The sequence below is a fragment of the Athalassotoga sp. genome, from assembly GCF_049965695.1.
In the GTDB taxonomy this organism is placed as follows: domain Bacteria; phylum Thermotogota; class Thermotogae; order Mesoaciditogales; family Mesoaciditogaceae; genus Athalassotoga.
This window is the reverse complement of record NZ_JBMFWB010000010.1, coordinates 1-15,774: the sequence shown is the minus strand read 5'-3', so window position 1 is coordinate 15,774 and position 15,774 is coordinate 1. Positions and strand designations below refer to the sequence as shown.

15 protein-coding genes are annotated in these 15,774 nt (G+C 41.9%); 3 read left to right on the top strand and 12 right to left on the bottom strand.

Annotation, left to right across the window (positions count from 1 at the left end):
- Positions 1-3: 3 nt before the first annotated feature.
- The 7 genes from ACP5NR_RS04430 to ACP5NR_RS04400 form a co-directional block, all read right to left on the bottom strand.
- The gene (locus tag ACP5NR_RS04430) at positions 4-1,293 is read right to left on the bottom strand and encodes an amidohydrolase family protein (protein WP_428006028.1); all 1,290 of its coding nucleotides are present in this window, start codon (positions 1,291-1,293) and stop codon (positions 4-6) included.
- Complete coding sequence (locus tag ACP5NR_RS04425; RefSeq protein ID WP_428006027.1) at positions 1,242-2,639, bottom strand: amidohydrolase family protein; 1,398 nt, start codon at positions 2,637-2,639, stop codon at positions 1,242-1,244. Before ACP5NR_RS04425 ends, ACP5NR_RS04430 begins: the two co-directional genes overlap by 52 nt.
- Entirely contained in the window at positions 2,636-3,646 is a 1,011-nt protein-coding gene (locus ACP5NR_RS04420; protein ID WP_428004399.1) for an ornithine carbamoyltransferase, read from the bottom strand. The genes ACP5NR_RS04425 and ACP5NR_RS04420 overlap by 4 nt, the downstream gene beginning before the upstream one ends.
- A 4-nt stretch (positions 3,647-3,650) precedes the next feature.
- A complete protein-coding gene (locus ACP5NR_RS04415; protein ID WP_428006026.1) occupies positions 3,651-4,853 on the bottom strand; it encodes a YgeY family selenium metabolism-linked hydrolase in 1,203 nt (400 codons plus the stop codon).
- On the bottom strand, positions 4,854-5,771 hold the full coding sequence (locus ACP5NR_RS04410) for a hydroxyacid dehydrogenase (RefSeq protein WP_428006025.1): 918 nt from the start codon (positions 5,769-5,771) through the stop codon (positions 4,854-4,856).
- On the bottom strand, positions 5,768-6,913 hold the full coding sequence (locus ACP5NR_RS04405; protein WP_428004396.1) for a pyridoxal-phosphate-dependent aminotransferase family protein: 1,146 nt from the start codon (positions 6,911-6,913) through the stop codon (positions 5,768-5,770). Before ACP5NR_RS04405 ends, ACP5NR_RS04410 begins: the two co-directional genes overlap by 4 nt.
- 278 nt (positions 6,914-7,191) lie before the next feature.
- The gene (locus ACP5NR_RS04400; RefSeq protein ID WP_428006024.1) at positions 7,192-8,256 is read right to left on the bottom strand and encodes a hypothetical protein; all 1,065 of its coding nucleotides are present in this window, start codon (positions 8,254-8,256) and stop codon (positions 7,192-7,194) included.
- A gap of 547 nt (positions 8,257-8,803) precedes the next feature.
- Here ACP5NR_RS04400 and ACP5NR_RS04395 point away from each other — a divergent pair.
- From ACP5NR_RS04395 to hepT, 3 genes are all read left to right on the top strand, one after another.
- Entirely contained in the window at positions 8,804-9,097 is a 294-nt protein-coding gene (locus tag ACP5NR_RS04395; RefSeq protein WP_428006023.1) for a GIY-YIG nuclease family protein, read from the top strand.
- 137 nt (positions 9,098-9,234) lie between these two features.
- On the top strand, positions 9,235-9,663 hold the full coding sequence (locus ACP5NR_RS04390; protein ID WP_428006022.1) for a nucleotidyltransferase domain-containing protein: 429 nt from the start codon (positions 9,235-9,237) through the stop codon (positions 9,661-9,663).
- Entirely contained in the window at positions 9,660-10,085 is a 426-nt protein-coding gene (hepT, locus tag ACP5NR_RS04385; RefSeq protein ID WP_428006021.1) for a type VII toxin-antitoxin system HepT family RNase toxin, read from the top strand. The genes ACP5NR_RS04390 and hepT overlap by 4 nt, the downstream gene beginning before the upstream one ends.
- Before the next feature lie 60 nt (positions 10,086-10,145).
- On the opposite strand, the gene ACP5NR_RS04380 is transcribed toward hepT, so the two are convergent.
- From ACP5NR_RS04380 to ACP5NR_RS04360, 5 genes are all read right to left on the bottom strand, one after another.
- Complete coding sequence (locus ACP5NR_RS04380; protein WP_428006020.1) at positions 10,146-11,066, bottom strand: hypothetical protein; 921 nt, start codon at positions 11,064-11,066, stop codon at positions 10,146-10,148.
- 2 nt (positions 11,067-11,068) lie between these two features.
- A complete protein-coding gene (locus ACP5NR_RS04375; protein ID WP_428006019.1) occupies positions 11,069-12,583 on the bottom strand; it encodes a hypothetical protein in 1,515 nt (504 codons plus the stop codon).
- A 1-nt stretch (position 12,584) separates the two neighbouring features.
- On the bottom strand, positions 12,585-13,739 hold the full coding sequence (locus tag ACP5NR_RS04370) for a hypothetical protein (protein WP_428006018.1): 1,155 nt from the start codon (positions 13,737-13,739) through the stop codon (positions 12,585-12,587).
- Positions 13,740-13,759: 20 nt separating this feature from the next.
- Positions 13,760-15,325, bottom strand: a complete 1,566-nt coding sequence (locus tag ACP5NR_RS04365; RefSeq protein WP_428006017.1) for a hypothetical protein — start codon at positions 15,323-15,325, stop codon at positions 13,760-13,762.
- Between the two features lie 35 nt (positions 15,326-15,360).
- The coding region (locus ACP5NR_RS04360; protein ID WP_428006016.1) for a hypothetical protein at positions 15,361-15,774 on the bottom strand (414 nt) is incomplete at its 5' end.

The window sequence follows — 15,774 nt, the reverse complement described above, 5'->3', positions numbered from 1 at the left end:
TCCTCACAAGTTCTTCCAAAGAGTTTCCGCAACTTTTCTGGATGCCTTTCTCACTTCAACTTCATCAAAGACTTTTATTTCGTTATCTATCATCAAAGGCTTACCGGCAACGTAAAGGGAATTAACGCGGCTTTCAGTTATACCGAAAAAAAGATGATCCCAGAAATTTTTTTCATCTATCGGGGTTGGAGGATCATATTCGATCATAACCAAATCGGCTGCATATCCTGATTTTATCTTCCCGAATTTCACTTTCAAATGATTAGACGCGAGTTCAAAAGTATTTTCGATTATCGATTTGAGATCGGAAGTTGAAAATGCAGTCGGAGATTTGTAAAGATTTTTTTGTCCCAAAACGGTTGATCTGAGATCAAATACCGGTGAAAAGCCGAAACCGTCATTGCCCATAACCATCTTTGCACCATTTGATCTGATCATCTCCAGATCGGCCACACCAACACCGTTGTTCATGTTTGATTGAGTGGTATTTGCCACGTATCCTTTGTTTTTAGATATCAAATTGGCTTCCGATTCATCTATGTGAATGCAATGTGCGTATATCGAATTCGGAATGGTAAGACCGTAACTTTCCAATCTTGGAATTATCCTCATTCCATGATCGTTTATCGAATAAAGTTCGTCTTCAATTCCTTCGGCAACGTGAATGTGAATCGGAATTTGTCCATCACATGCCTTCGAAACTTCTCTAAGCGTTCGATCTCCAAGCGTAAAAGAGGCATGGAGGCCCATCATACCGGCACTCTTTTCGTTGTGATTGGATTTGAAAAAATCAACATTTTCTTCTATGGATTCGATCTGGGTACCGTCTCTGTCACTTGTCTCGTGACAGAATATGCCACGCATGCCCGCAACATCCACAATCGATCTCTTCAAAATCGGAAGCGCGCCTTTCACAAAGTTCTGGCTCGAGTGGTGATCGAAGATCGTAGATACTCCGGCGTGTATGAACTCCGCAGCCGCAACGTAAGCACTTGATTCTATTTCGACCTGTCCTAATTTCCTGTCGAGTTTCCACCAGAGTTGTTCCAAAATTTGAGTAAATGACATTGGATTGAATTGCAGACTCATCCCGCGTGCGAGAGTGGAATAAACGTGTGTGTGCGCGTTGATCCATGCGGGCATTACAAGCATTCCATGTGCATCACGATCGATCTTTGATTTCAACTCATCCATTCTGCCGGTTGAAATCACGCGATCTTCAAAAGAAACATAACCTTCCCTTATGAATTCATCTCCCGTATAAACCATGGCGTTCCCGATCGTGTAGGCCAAAAGACTTTCCCCCTTCTTACAAACTTACCTCTTAACCGTTTTCCGACAAATTGTCCGTCTTTGACGACGAATCTTCCTCTCGATATGACAGAAACGAACTTCCCCTTCACGTTTTTTCCTTCGTATGGCGTGTAATCTGCTTTCGTATGCAAGTTTGATATGCCGATGGTCCATTGAATCGACGGATCGAAAATCGCTATATCCGCATCGGCACCTACGACGATTTTACCTTTATTTTTAAGGCCAAAAGTTTCGGCCACGTTGACGCTTTGCAACCTCACGAGATCGTTAACGTTTTTTTCCGAACAATTTTCGTTGTAAAGCAAAACAAAAGAAGTCTCAACTCCGCCTATTCCGTTTGGCATGGAATCGTAATCGAGTTTATTCTCAAATTTCTCCGCTTTTTTGAACGGACAATGATCTGTTCCTACTGTCGAGATCAACCCGTTTTCAACCGCTTCATATAAATAAGATGATTCCAAACGTGATCTTAAAGGCGGTACCAGCGTGTAAAGATAGGCATCATCTTTTTGATACAAAGCGTCATTTAGCACGAGATATTGAGGGCACGTTTCAAGTCTTACATTTTCAGAAGCGTTTAATTTTTCTATCATTTTGACGGAAAAACCGCTTGAGTTGTGAACTATGTATGCCTGACCATCTGTCAATTTTGCGATTGTCGCTATACTCATCGCGGCAGATGCTTCTGACTCCGACGGATGCAAAAATGGCAGATCCTGGGGTAAATGTCTTTCTTTCATCTTCGATCTGTAAAGTATCATCGCATCATCTTCGGCATGAAAGGTTTCAATTATTCCATATTTTTTCGTGATTGCGAGTAAATCCAAAATATACCCGTTACCCGTCATGCGATTTGACGTACTGTAAGTTGTGAAGGTTTTTATGCTGTTTATGCCTAACGAAAGCGTGCGTTTTGCAAGGGTAACCGGCTCGATATCCGGATGGGCTATCGTCATGTGAAATGAATAATCTATGTGAGAATTTTTTGCCTCTTCCAATCTCTTTAAAAACTTTTCATCTATCTCGTTTTCGTGAGTAACGGGATCTAAAAAGTCGATGTAAGTCGTGATTCCCCCAAAAGCGGCGCTTACGGAGCCCGATTCGAAATCATCCGCCGATCTGTATTTGCCTAAAGAAAGCGCAAAATGCACGTGAGGATCTATAAGACCGGGCATGACGTACTTGCCAAACACCTCGTAATTTTCTTTTGCTTCAAGATAATCAGAGGTGATCGCTGTTATGCGACCATCTCTGATGTATATATTTGCCCTGTAAGTTTTAAAACCATCAAAGACCTTTCCATCGATGATGCCTAAATCGTTCAAGGCCTGCCTCCCATGGTCAAAGCCATGACAGCCTTTGCCGTGTGAAGCCTGTTTTCTGCCTCGTCCCAGACTATGGAATGCGGTCCGTCTATTACAGAATCAACAACTTCCTTTCCTCTGTCTGCAGGCAGTGCGTGCATGTAAACCGAATGTTTGTTCGTGAGGTTCATACGATTTTCATTGCATATCCAGTCTTTGTGCTTTGCGGCTTCGGCCCATATCTTATCTTTGTACTTCGAAGCCTCCAAAGGATTTGGAATTGTGTAGAATCCGCCCCACGACTTTGGAATTACGACATCCGCACCTTTGAAAGCATCATCCATGTTATGGGTTATCGTCAACTTTCCTTCGCCGGTCTTTGCGTTTTCCTGCGCCTGCTTGACGATATCCGGCATGAGATCAAAGCCTTCGGGGTATGCCAAAGTTATATCCATTCCATACCTTGCAAAGAGCAATATCTGAGATTGAGGCACAGAAAGCGGTTTGAGATGGCTTTCGGCGTAAGCCCAACTTATTCCAACCTTCAAACCTTTTAAATTCTTGCCGAATCTTTCCTGAATGGTCATAAGATCGGCCAAAACCTGCATAGGATGGTAAACATCATCTTGAAGACTTAAAACAGGCACTCTTGAATTTTCTGCAAGATCTCTTAAAAATTTGTTTCCCTCTCCAAAGAAACAATTTCTTACGGCTATCGCATGACCGAATCTGCTCAAAACCTTTGCCGTATCGGCAGGTGTTTCACCATGGTGCGCCTGCATCATCTCTGGCACAAGGTAATGCGCATGACCTCCCAACTGTGTTATGCCTGCTTCTATGGAATTTCTCGTTCTTGTTGACTCTTCGTAGAAAATCATGAAAACCGTTTTGTAAAGCAGCCACGGAGTTAACTCATCGCGTGCAAACATCCTTTTGAGATCGAAAGACGTGTCCAACATAAGATCGATCTCTTCTTTCGTGAAATCCTGCGTTGTTATGAAATGTTTTCCTCTCAAGAGTGTACCCATTTTATCATCCCTTCTTAAGAATTTTTTGCGGAAAATATGCGTAAAAGGCAGCCGCTTTGACAAGATGATCCACCGGCGCCTGATCGTTTATTCCATGCGCGTATATCTCATTGGCAGGGCCGAATCCGACTGTCGGTATTTTGAAAAGGCCTGCCGTTGCGACACCATTGGTTGAAAAATTCCATTTATCTACCTTCGGATCGGATCCAAACACCTCTTTGTAAGTTTTGACCGCCGCATCGACGATCTCCGAATGTTCGTCCATAACCCATGTTCTGAAATATTTCTCCGAAGAGTATTCCTTTCCCGTGTAAGCCTTTCCGTGATACGTAAGTTCGATTATCTCTGCCTCGACGCCTGCTTCTTTTATAACTTTTTTGAATTCCTCTATTGCGCTTTCTTTCGTCTCGCCTATTGTAAGCCTTCGGTCCAGATGTATCGTGCATTCATCCGCAACGGCATTTTCAGATGGTGATTTGAAGAAGATCTGCGAAACCACAACCGTGCCTTTGCCTAAGAAGGGATCAACTTTGAGTTTTTCATTCAACTTTTCAATTCCCAAAATTATCCTTGCCATCTTGTAAATCGCGTTGTCACCTCGTTCGGGCATTGCAGCATGGGCAGATTTCCCTTTGGTGCGGATCTCAACCTCTATTCTTCCTCTATGGCCTCTGTAAATGTTGAGATTTGTAGGCTCCGTTATGACCACGTAATCGGGAACGAATTTATCCTCTTTGACTATGTACTGCCAGCACATCCCGTCGCATTCCTCTTCCATCACGGATCCGACGACGTAAAGTGTGTAATCGCCTTCCAGATGCAGATCTTTTATGATCTTTCCGCCGTACACCATTGAAGCCATGCCGGCCTTTTGATCTCCCGCGCCCCTTCCGTAGATTATGCCGTTCTCCATTTTGCCCTTGAACGGATCGTACTTCCACTGGGTCGGATCTCCGACGCCGACAACGTCAATGTGCCCATCCATGACGATCTTCGTCTTTCCGTTGCCTATTCTTCCAAAGATATTTCCAAGGCCGTCTGTTTTGACCTCGTCAAAGCCCACCTTTTTCATCTCCACCGCAATCCTGTCCACGACGGCCTTTTCCTGACCCGAATAGCTCGGAATCGCAACGATGTCTCTCAAAAACTGTGCAACATCTTTTTCGTATTCCTGAGCCTTTTTAAGCACATCTTTCGGAGAAATCATTTATTTTACCCCCTTAAAGAAGTCGACGACTTTTTCCGCTATCTCGCGACCAACACGTAACTGGGCTTCTTCCGTAGACGCACCTAAATGCGGCGTCGCCACGACGTTTGGCATCGAGACGATCTGACGGCCGGTATCGTCCAGAGGTTCTACTTCAAAGACATCGAGACCTGCGCCGGCAATTTTACCTGACTTCAAAGCGTTCAAAAGTGCCTTATCATCTACTATCCCGCCGCGTGCGGCATGAACGAAGATTGCGGATTTTTTCATCATCGAAAATTGCCCATCGGATATGATATGCTTTGTCGAATCCAAAAGCGGCAGATGGACCGTTATGTAATCTGAATTTTTAAGCAGATCATTTAAAGGAACAAAATCAACGTCAAGACCGCGTTTGTTCTGTATAACATCGTAAGTTATGACCTTCATGCCAAAAGCAAAGGCCCTTTTTGCAACCTCTGCCCCTATATTTCCAAACCCAACTATGCCAAGCGTTTTCCCGTAAAGTTCAACCCCGTCGAGGGCTTTCTTTTCCCATTTTCCATCTCTCAACGTTGTTGTGCCAGTTACAAGATGGCGTGACACAGAGATCATAAAGCCAAAGACCAGTTCGGCAACACTTATCGAATTTGCCGTTGGCGTGCTCAAAACAGTTATACTGTGCGCTTTCGCAGCGTTAAGATCTATGTTATCAAGGCCGACACCCGCACGTCCTATGACCTTTAACTTTTTGCCGGCCTCTATGACCTCTTTCGTAACTTTGGTAGCGCTTCTGACTATTATTCCGTCATATTCGCCGATGTGCTTTGGCAGATCTTCTTTGGAGTATTCCCTTTCTTCCACGTCTAAATTCGCACCTTTAAGAATCTTTATCGCATCAGGTGCAAGCGGATCGTTAACCAAAACTTTGAATTTCATGATCTTTCATCTCCCAAAAGCACTTCTTCGGCGGCCTTTACACCGGCGCCCATCGGTACCTTTTTCCCGAACTTGTTCATAGCCATTTCTATGGTCGCGACCGCAGATATGATATCTAATTTATCCACATAACCGAGATTTGAAACCCTGAAAATCTTTCCTTTGAGTTGAGATTGACCCTCCGAAAAGACCATACCGTATTCTTCACGGCAGAACTTCAAAAACTTCGATCCGTCTACACCCTCCGGCACCTTAACGGCCGTCACCACGTTTCCGGGTTTTTTGGCAAAGAGTTCGAGCCCTAAAGCCTTTACGCCTTTTCTGACAGCATTTCCGAAGATGGCATGCCGTGCCCAGACATTTTCAATACCTTCAGACTTTATCATTTCAAGACCTTTGTTCAACTGATAAACCAAATTTACCGCCCCTGTGTAAGGGGTATCGGTGTAAGATTTCTTGTATGCTCTGAGATCAAAATAATATCTCGGAGACTTAACTTCTTCAATCCTCTTCCATGCTTTCTCGCCGGATACGGCAACAAAGGCAAGACCGGGAGGCATCATGAAGGCCTTTTGAGAACCTGCCACGACGATATCGACACCCCACAGATCGGTCTCAAGAGGCTCTGCCAAAATTCCGCTCACCGCATCCACCACAAGCAATGCGTTCGTCTTTTTTACGATCTCTGCTATTGATTTTATATCGTTAACGACGCCTGTGGATGTTTCGCTTAACGTTGTAAAGACAACCTTCACGTCCGGATTCTGATCTAACAACTTTTTGATCTGTTCAGGTCTTAAATAATCTCCCCATTCGACGTCTAACTCTATCATGTTAGCGTTGTAAGCCTTGCACAGATCTGCCCATCTCTCGCCAAACTTACCCCCAACGACGGCTATGACCTTGTCGCCGGGATTCACAGTATTCGCCACCGCCGCTTCCATAGACCCTGTGCCTGATGACGCAAGGATGAAAACATGATCATTTGTTCTGAAAACACTCTTCAGATCATTTGACGCTGTTTCTAACATTTTTAAAAATTCTGGATTTCTGTGGTAAAGAGTTTCGCGTGCACCTTCGAGTAAAACGTCCACAGGTACAGGTGTGGGCCCGGGAGTCATTATCCTTAATTTCTTTATCATGACAATCTCCTCCTCATTTAAAAAGATCACACTATTATAAATTTTACCACTTTTAAAAGCATTTTCAACATCAAATCATTTTCAATATACCAAACAAAGTTCAAATTCCGAATCTTCGCTCCGGCAGGCGCCCCACTCGATGTCTGGTCCTCGCTTCGCTGCGGAGGCCATCGAGAGGGCATCCTGCCCTGCGCTCACAGTAAATAAGTATTCGACTTTCGGTGTCTGTTTTCTCCATTCAGGTCTTCAACAAAGCCATATCCTCATCGGAAATAGCCTCAGAGTTGTCCTTTTACTATCTCGAAGAAAGCAGTTGAATTTGCGTAATTTCCGGCAACGTAAATGTTACTTCCATCTGTGAATACGCTTGAAATGCTCGATACGTTGTTGGGCAGATAAGACGACAGATCGATTGGATTTCCCGTAAGGTTATATTTCACAAAATATGGTTGAGACAAAAGAGTGCCGCCTATTACAAACCAGCCATTTGACCCTGTAATTCCATTGGATGGAATCGAAAGGTTGGTTGCAAAAGCAGTTATGGGACTGACGTTATTGATTGATGGATTGAAACTCAGCATCTGATAATATCCATTTGGCCACGTTGAGTTGGAATTATTCTTTGACCAGATTAAGAATTGTTGCCCGTTGTATCCAGCGGCGCCAAGAGCGCCGGTGTAAAGGGGCAAATAAGGGCTAACGTCTATGGATGTGTTTGATTTATCCAAATATAAAACTCCGGTATTGTAGGCTTGATTCAAGCCATCGATTAGGTATTCATTCCCATCCCAAAGCACATTGTTAACTTCAAAATTGTAAGACACATTCAACGGCGTGAAAGTGTAAAGATTAGAAGGATTGTAAATCAAAAGTGGCGAGTTTCCAATACCACCTATTAAAATTGAAGTGCCGTCCGTGGAAATAGATTTAAAAGTTGAGAAATTTCCGATATTAAAATAATTTAAAGGCGTGAAAATATTTGTCAAAGGGTCCAAAGAGGCAAAATCTGCGCCGTTACTGCTATCTCCTGCAATATAAAATTTGTTATTCAAAAAGGTAATTGAATTAACATGCTGAAAATGAAAAGATTGCATTTGACTTGACAGATCTGAAAACATGCCATTTGTAAGGTTGTATTCGCCAACCGCACCGGATGCGTTATTCAAAACGCCGCCCAAAAGCACGATGTTATTTCCGATTGCCATAGAAGTAACGTATGACCAGTTTGAAGGAAGATTTATCACAACGGGCACAGAATTAGAAGTTCCCGGAATACATCCGCTTAAGACAAAAGCAACGGCGGTTATAGTCAAAGTAAAAAGCAGAATCTTAATTTTTTTCACAAATACCACCTCCAACGATATTATATACCTTTAGTGCGTGGCAAAGTGCGACAAACCGCTACATTCCGATAGACTATAATGTCATTGCTTTTGCCATACCCAAGTCAATCAGGGATCATCTTTAAGGACTTCAATGCGATCCCGCATCGAGTGCGGGATGACGCGGGAGCAGATTCCTTGCTCCTGATTTGATTTGTATTGTCATCTTGAACTTGTTTCAGGATCGCCTTAGGATTCCGCGATTCTCCAACCGAAATCTCGTTCAAAACAAATGCATTTCCGCATCAAAGGAGGCATATCAAGGGAATGGATTATTTCTATTAGCCTCAAGTACTCACCACCACTTTATCATCTTTAAGTCTATCAGGGATCATCTTTAAGGACTTCAATGCGATCCCGCATCAAGGACAGACTGGTATCGGGGCTTTCTCCTAACCTCTCATCCTGGTCTTTAACAAAACCATATCCTCAACGTCATTCCGGTCGAAGAACCGGAATCGCCTTGTGTTTTTATGATATAATTTTAAAAATCGATAGGGGGAATCTTGTGAACTCAGAATTTATTTATATAATGTCGAACAAATCAAGAAGCGTTTTGTATATCGGTGTCACAAATGATCTTTTAAGAAGAGTCAACGAACATAAAAGCGGAATTGTTGATGGCTTCACAAAAAAGTATAATTGTGAATACCTTATTTACTACGAATACTTTGAAAGAATCGATCAAGCAATAGAAAGAGAAAAAAGACTTAAGAATTGGAAAAGATCGTGGAAATTACAACTTATAAGAAATATGAATCCGAAATTGGAAGATTTAAGCGATAAAGTAAAATATTACTGAAAAAGGCGATTCCTTGTCAAGCAAGGAATGACGGAGTAAGCGATTCAACACCATTGTTATCCCGTACTCGATGCGGGAGTGTTTTTCCATGATATAATCTAAGCACGGTTGATATAATTCAGAAGAGATGTTTATCTATGAACAGGCATGACATGATAAAAGATATAAGTAAGAAATACAATATCGGACTTGTATATCTTTTTGGATCACAAAAGGACAACGCAAAGAGAATTATCGACGGTGAAAAAATCACAATCACCGATCCTCTTGCAGATATAGATGTTGGCATAGTATTTAACTTTGACCTTCTAAATTTGAAAGATCGATATAAATTATATGCCGATATATACAATGAATTTGAAGACATTTTTCTGCCGTACAGATTAGATCTTGTGTTCTTACAGGAACACCATTCGGTTTTTCAATGTCAGGCCATAATAGGTTACTGCGTTTACAGTGAATCCGAGAAATTTAAAGACTTTTACGAGGAGCAAATCTTAAAACACGCGGCTGATTTCAAATATGTACTTGATAAATATTATGAGGAAAGGTTAGAAGATATATGATAAACAAAGATTTGATATCTGAAAGGCTCTCGATGCTTGCTGAGTATACAAAAGAATTGAAGGCAATATCAGAAACTGATAAAAATCATTTTATCGATAATCCTATTTTATCTGCAGCGGCTGAAAGTTATCTAAGAAGAAGCCTTGAATGCATTTTTGATGTGGGCCGGCACATTTTGTCCAAAACAGGTAACATCGAACTATCGACAGAGTACAAAGCAATTGCAAAGGGTTTAGGAGAGAAAGAAATTGTTGATGCAGAATTATCGAAAAAAATTGTTAAAATGGCCGGTTATAGGAACAGAATAGTGCATTTATACAACGAAATTAGCAACGAAGAACTCTATGAGATTATCACAACAGATCTTAAAGATATAGAAATTTTTGTGGATGAAATAAAATCGTACATGAATAGAGTTTGAATGTAGAATAAAAAAACAAGCCCGGACATTTAGGCTTGTTTCAAATATTCACCAGAGGAATCAATAACTGCCCTTTGGTACTATTGTGAATTCAAATTGAATCGTTGTCTGTCCCGGTGTCGCCCATGATGCTATACTGTTAGAAGCAAATATATCAAGTTCGCCTGAATATGGATTTGAACCTATCGGCAATGTCAATACATTCCCATTTTCAGTATAATTATTACTGTAATGGAGTGTCATACCGTTGGGAAGACCTGACGGGCTTATTCCGGATGTAAGACTACCTCCATTAACACCTGTCGAGACTTCAACTGTTATCATTGACATATTTGATTGAACAGCAAGTTTTGCAAGTAAGACTCCACCATCAAATGGTGTGTAAGAATTTGTGAGAACATTTCCCGTTACGCCGCAAAAAGATGCGTCGTAAGATGTCGCAGTCGCGATGTAACTTTGGGCCTTATATACAATGGTTAGATCTATAAAACATTCCCATACATTAGAATCTTGTCCTGGATTTCCAGTTGCTAAAGTTATTACTTCATTATAAGTTCCTGGTGATGTGCCAGCAGGTATATATATAGATATAGAAATGTTATTTGAAGTATTCGACGTTGCTATTTTACTCACGAAATTCTGACCACTACCTGTTGTCCACCAATTAACATTACCGGGCAAAGCATTATTAGGTAATGTCCATTCAATTGTGGTTGTCCCAGAATTTGAAATACTTACCGTTAAATAATAAGTACCTTTATCATGTATATTATTACTGTCTAAAAGACTCACACTCGATCCTAAATTCAAGAAACTGTTATTCGTGTTTGTAGAGCCAAGCAATTGATTCTGCAAATTTTGGCCTGGCGAGTTGGAATTGAAACTCTTTTGAATTTCTGTCTGTGCGTTAAGCCAGTTATCCGCAAAAGACAACGTCGCTATAATGCTTATCAAGATCAAAAGCACATATATTTTCCTCAAACTCAACCACCCCAATTCATTTCAAACTTGAAAGTGCTTGAAATCGGAGAGTAAAGCACTCTCAAAATTTCTCCGTCGTAAACCAAACCAATCGAACCGTAAAGATCAAAATTGCTGTTTCCTGTTAATTGCGTGTAATTGTAAGACAGTTCTCCTCCCAAAGCGATATTGTCTATTTTGTATTCAAGATTTCCGTTGTATTGAACATAAAAATTTGTCAGCGATGTCAAAGACGCCTTTACAGTCACAACACCTGAAGAAATTAAATTTGATTTGAAATCAGGATACTGAACGAGCGCAATTTCTCCCTTGTAATTGTTGACGTTGGACAAATTTGAAAAGATCGGTCCGCCTATTAAAAGATATCCTTGAAGGCCTACCGCAATTTGGCTTGATATGCCCGCATATATTTGAAAAGGAGCACTTTGCGCGAGATTAAGGCCAAGTGCGAAGATGCCGTAATTTCCAAGCGCTTTGAATGTGTTGTCTTTGCTGTTGTAATCCATAACAAGGTTGTACATCCTTACTTTTGGGCCCCAAGTGTTCATCAAAGTGAAAATTGACGTGCTCGGAGCGCTTCTGACTGTGGAAACGGTAACTATGAAATTTGAATTTCCGCTCGTAAAAGCAGCAACGGCCATTCTATTAGCCCCCACTGTGACCGTTGAATTTGCCTGAACTACGTAAGCAGGAGTACCCTGCATGGTGCTCGAACTTGTACTCTGTGCCGATAAATTAAAGGTTAGATTTGCCTGAGTCGCACTTACCGAATTCACATTGACATTCATGTTCATGGCGGCGGCAGGCAAATAATTTGTCGTGAACTGAACACTCTTTCCCGCGTTGGCAATCGCAAATCCATTTCCGACAAATTTCATTGAATTGTAAAATTGCCTGAAGAATTCAAAATTCGTGCTATTGAATTGACCTGGTGCTAAATAACTCGAGTAAAAAGCATTTTGCCATATCTGGTAAGCATTGCTTGACATGCTGTAAATGTTGTAAACAACGTAAACATTAGATCCCGGCACATCAACGGATTTAATCGCAGAGGCAACTTTGTTGTAAACGTTGTCCGGGCCAAAGAAGAAAAGGTATGGGTAAGACGGCGCATACGTTATGTAATCAGTGTAAGGCTGCAAAAAAGCCATAGCATCCGAAGAAGAAAGATATTTAAGTGTTATTGCGCGTTCTGAATAACCGGCTGCTTTCATCGACATGGAAGACATATTCGTCCCGATGAAATAAACACCGTTGTAATTGAAGTAAAACAACCCGTATCCTTTGCACATAGTGGAAAGTGCCTGATCCAAAGTCACGTTGTTGAGATTCATCGTGATGTTACCACTCACAGTCGGATCGACGACTATCGAAACGTTGAATGCCATCGATACATCTTGAAAAGCACTTTGAAGACTCTCCTGACTGAAAACGAAAGACGATGTCATGTCAGACGCGTAAGCCAAAACGGCAACGGAAATCAAAAGCACAAGGGAAATCAGGATGATCTTTTTCATTTTAATCCCCTGCCTTTTCAACTGTTATAACCACCACGATCTCTTTTTCAACCTTCATAAGGTTTTGTTGCGTGAAAAGGAAGCCTATCAAAGGTATATCTCCAAGCAATGGCACCTTAGAATTTTGAGTCTGATAAGTTTCGAAATTAGCCCCTCCGACTGCCACTGTGTTGCCAACCTGAGTTGTGAAAGAGGTTGTCAGCGTGTTGGTCATCGTGTTTGGTATGCCTGAAGAGGTTTGCTGCTGGGATGCACCTGTAAGCGTTTCTGTCAAATTCACAAGCACAACACCTGAGGCGGTTATCGTCGGAGTTACTGACAGATTGATGCCTATCGGCACACTTAAAGTCTGCTGACCGGCCGACGTCGTGTAAAGGTAGGTTGTGGTTGTTACGGAATTGATGGTTCCGGTCTGTCCGCTTTGAATTCTTAATTTAGGATCTGCAAGTGTCTTTACTTCCCCATTTGATACAAGCGCATTTATGTTCGAAAGTATCGAAAGGTTATTTATTATGAACGCCGCGTTTATCGCACCATTGAGTATGTTAAATGTCGTGCTGTTTGAAGAACTTGTCGGCTGCGAATACTGCAAGTTTATGCCCCAACTGTCAAGTAGAGATTTGTCCATCTCAAGTACGTTAACCTGCACGACAACATCTTTCGGAGCAACGTCGACTGATCTTATCAAGGAGATGATGGCCGATTTCGTGCTGTCAGGCGCGCCTATCATGATAAGGTAAGGAGAGGTCGTCGACGAAAACACGTAAGGCTGCATGATTGCCGGCAGATAACTGAAAAGCGTCTTTGAATTTATATATTTCAATTGATACGGCGTCATTTGCGCAAGGTAAAGGAAACTGTTTGTTGCCGGATTTGGAGTTCCGACGAAATAAATACCCGGCTGGATCTCTTTCCATGCATATCCTCCGGACATAAGCATGAGATTGAGCGCCTGAGAGATGCTTACGTTGTTAAGATTAAGAGTTATTATACCTCCTATCGTTGAATCCGTCAGTATCGTTATACCCTCCTGCGTCGCAAGATCGTTCAGCGCTTGCGTAAGTGGCTCTTGAAAGAAAGATATCGTAACGCTTTGCGCAAATATCGCCGATACGCAAATAAAAGTTATAAAAGAAAGCACCAAAAATTTTTTCATCTTCTCTTCCCCTCCTCTTATCAGTTAATCTTCTGCTGTGTTGAAACAGTCGCCGTGTTCTTGAAAGTTTGATCGTTGAAATAATACATGACGATCCTTACCGTATATCCCTTTGAAACCTTGAAAGGCAAAGTCATCGTTCTATGAACCGTCGCGCCCGAGTACAAAACTCCAATGCTTAATATGGCAGGCGAACTGTTCACGGCATGATCTGTCGCATCTGTTATGAAGATCTCACCCGCGTAATAAGTCATCGAATTTCCGGTATTTTGAACGTTCAAAGATATGTCAACGTTCGATCCGTCAGGAGTAACCTTGAAATCACTTAAAGCAATCGACTTTGTCAACTTTCCCACAGACAAAACGATCGGAATATCAACCGTTGTTGCCTCTCCTCCCGACACGGATTCGCTTAACTTCAAAAGTGCGTAATACTCACCGCTTGCAGGCGCAGTCGCAGGACCTTTACCGGCGATGACGACGTTTCTGCTTGCGTAAGGATATACCACCAAAGGATTAGGATAAACCTTTAAATTTCCAAATAAACTTTGATTGAGTGGTGCCTCTACGACAGGCCCTTGATAGGATTGCGCCATGCCAACCAGTTCAAACTTCACATCCGAAATCCTGTAATCGAGACTTTGAACGTTGAAATTTGTATTCAAAAAGGCATTCGGAACCTGAAACGGTATGTTTATTATATATTTATCCGTACTCAAAAACGGGAATGGGCTTATCTTCTGATCTGTAACCTTCATGCTGAAACTCTGACTTGTCATGATCCCGTTTCCAAGATTTGCTGAAAGCAAAACCCTGTAATCGCCATTTGGAACGATTCTGTTGATTGGGATCCATATCGTCCTTGTTATGCCCGGGAAGGCTAGGGTCGCCTGCCTTGCAAGACTTGTCGCGTAGACAATCTGATGAAGCGTATCGGACACAAGCCTAAACTGGCCATCAAGTCCTACCACTGAATTTCCCGTGTTGGTGTAATCCATCTCAAGTGCGTACGGTATACCGGAACCTTTAAGACCGCTTGGAAAGTTGGCCGGCAAATTATCCGAATTGGTGCTGTAGAGTTTAACTCCTTTGAATTGTGCCTGATAAGTCATAGGCATGTTATCTATTTTAAGCGTTATAAGCACTGCCGTATTCACTCCGACTATTATGCTGCCGGTTTGATTCGGCGCCGTGTTGTTTATAAGTATCGTCGCAAAATATTCTCCCGACACGTTCGATGGAATGGTTATCGTGAAAGGCACCTGAATACTCTGGCCTGCACCTACAATCGGAGCCGTTGAAGGGGTCGTTATCCACGGTGCGCATGAATGCGTGTAAGAGGCGAAGGTTGTCATGCTGTAATTTCCGTTTGAATCAATGTAAAAATCTCTGAAGGCGATAACGGCCGTCAACTGCACGTTAGACTGGTTTGTTATGGATGTCATGAAAGTTACCTGACTTCCAGGTGCACCGTGCAAATTCTCGGTAAGAGGCGTAACGTAAAGACCTCCAAGCGCAAAAGCACCGATAGGAATAAGTGCGATTAAAATCATGAATAACCCCAAAATATGCTTTTTAAAATTCACTTTCTCTCTCCTCTCATTTATTTTTTATCTCAAAATTATCTGTTAAAAACGATGTTTGGAATGTTTCCGTAACTTGCTATGAATGGACCGAGATCTTCATAAAGCACGGTGAACTCGACCGGAACCGTATATTGAGATCCTCTCGTCCACTGCTCAACCTGAGAGTTAAGGGCTTCAACGTTGAGATTCAACGTGTAATAACCCTGATCGCTTTTGGTTAAAGTCGAGATAACAACAAAATAAACGTTGTTAAGATAATAAGACCAACTGTAAGTTTGCCCGTTGCTTTTTATATCCGAATTTGACATGAAACCCATGACGTTTGATTTATTGACGTTGACATATACAAAGATATTTTGAAAGTTCAACTTGACATTAAGCGTTGCCAGCGTTACCAGAAAATCTGTGTTTATGTGCATTGCAGGTATTATCGGATCAAAGGCTGCAGG

Coding starts and splice junctions, on each gene's coding strand:
- ACP5NR_RS04415 (WP_428006026.1), bottom strand. CDS start 4,853: ATGATTTCTCCGAAAGATGTGCTTAAAAAGGCTCAGGAATACGAAAAA.
- ACP5NR_RS04405 (WP_428004396.1), bottom strand. CDS start 6,913: ATGATAAAGAAATTAAGGATAATGACTCCCGGGCCCACACCTGTACCT.
- ACP5NR_RS04375 (WP_428006019.1), bottom strand. CDS start 12,583: ATGAAAAAGATCATCCTGATTTCCCTTGTGCTTTTGATTTCCGTTGCC.
- ACP5NR_RS04410 (WP_428006025.1), bottom strand. CDS start 5,771: ATGAAATTCAAAGTTTTGGTTAACGATCCGCTTGCACCTGATGCGATA.
- ACP5NR_RS04390 (WP_428006022.1), top strand. CDS start 9,235: ATGAACAGGCATGACATGATAAAAGATATAAGTAAGAAATACAATATC.
- ACP5NR_RS04420 (WP_428004399.1), bottom strand. CDS start 3,646: ATGGGTACACTCTTGAGAGGAAAACATTTCATAACAACGCAGGATTTC.
- ACP5NR_RS04370 (WP_428006018.1), bottom strand. CDS start 13,739: ATGAAAAAATTTTTGGTGCTTTCTTTTATAACTTTTATTTGCGTATCG.
- hepT (WP_428006021.1), top strand. CDS start 9,660: ATGATAAACAAAGATTTGATATCTGAAAGGCTCTCGATGCTTGCTGAG.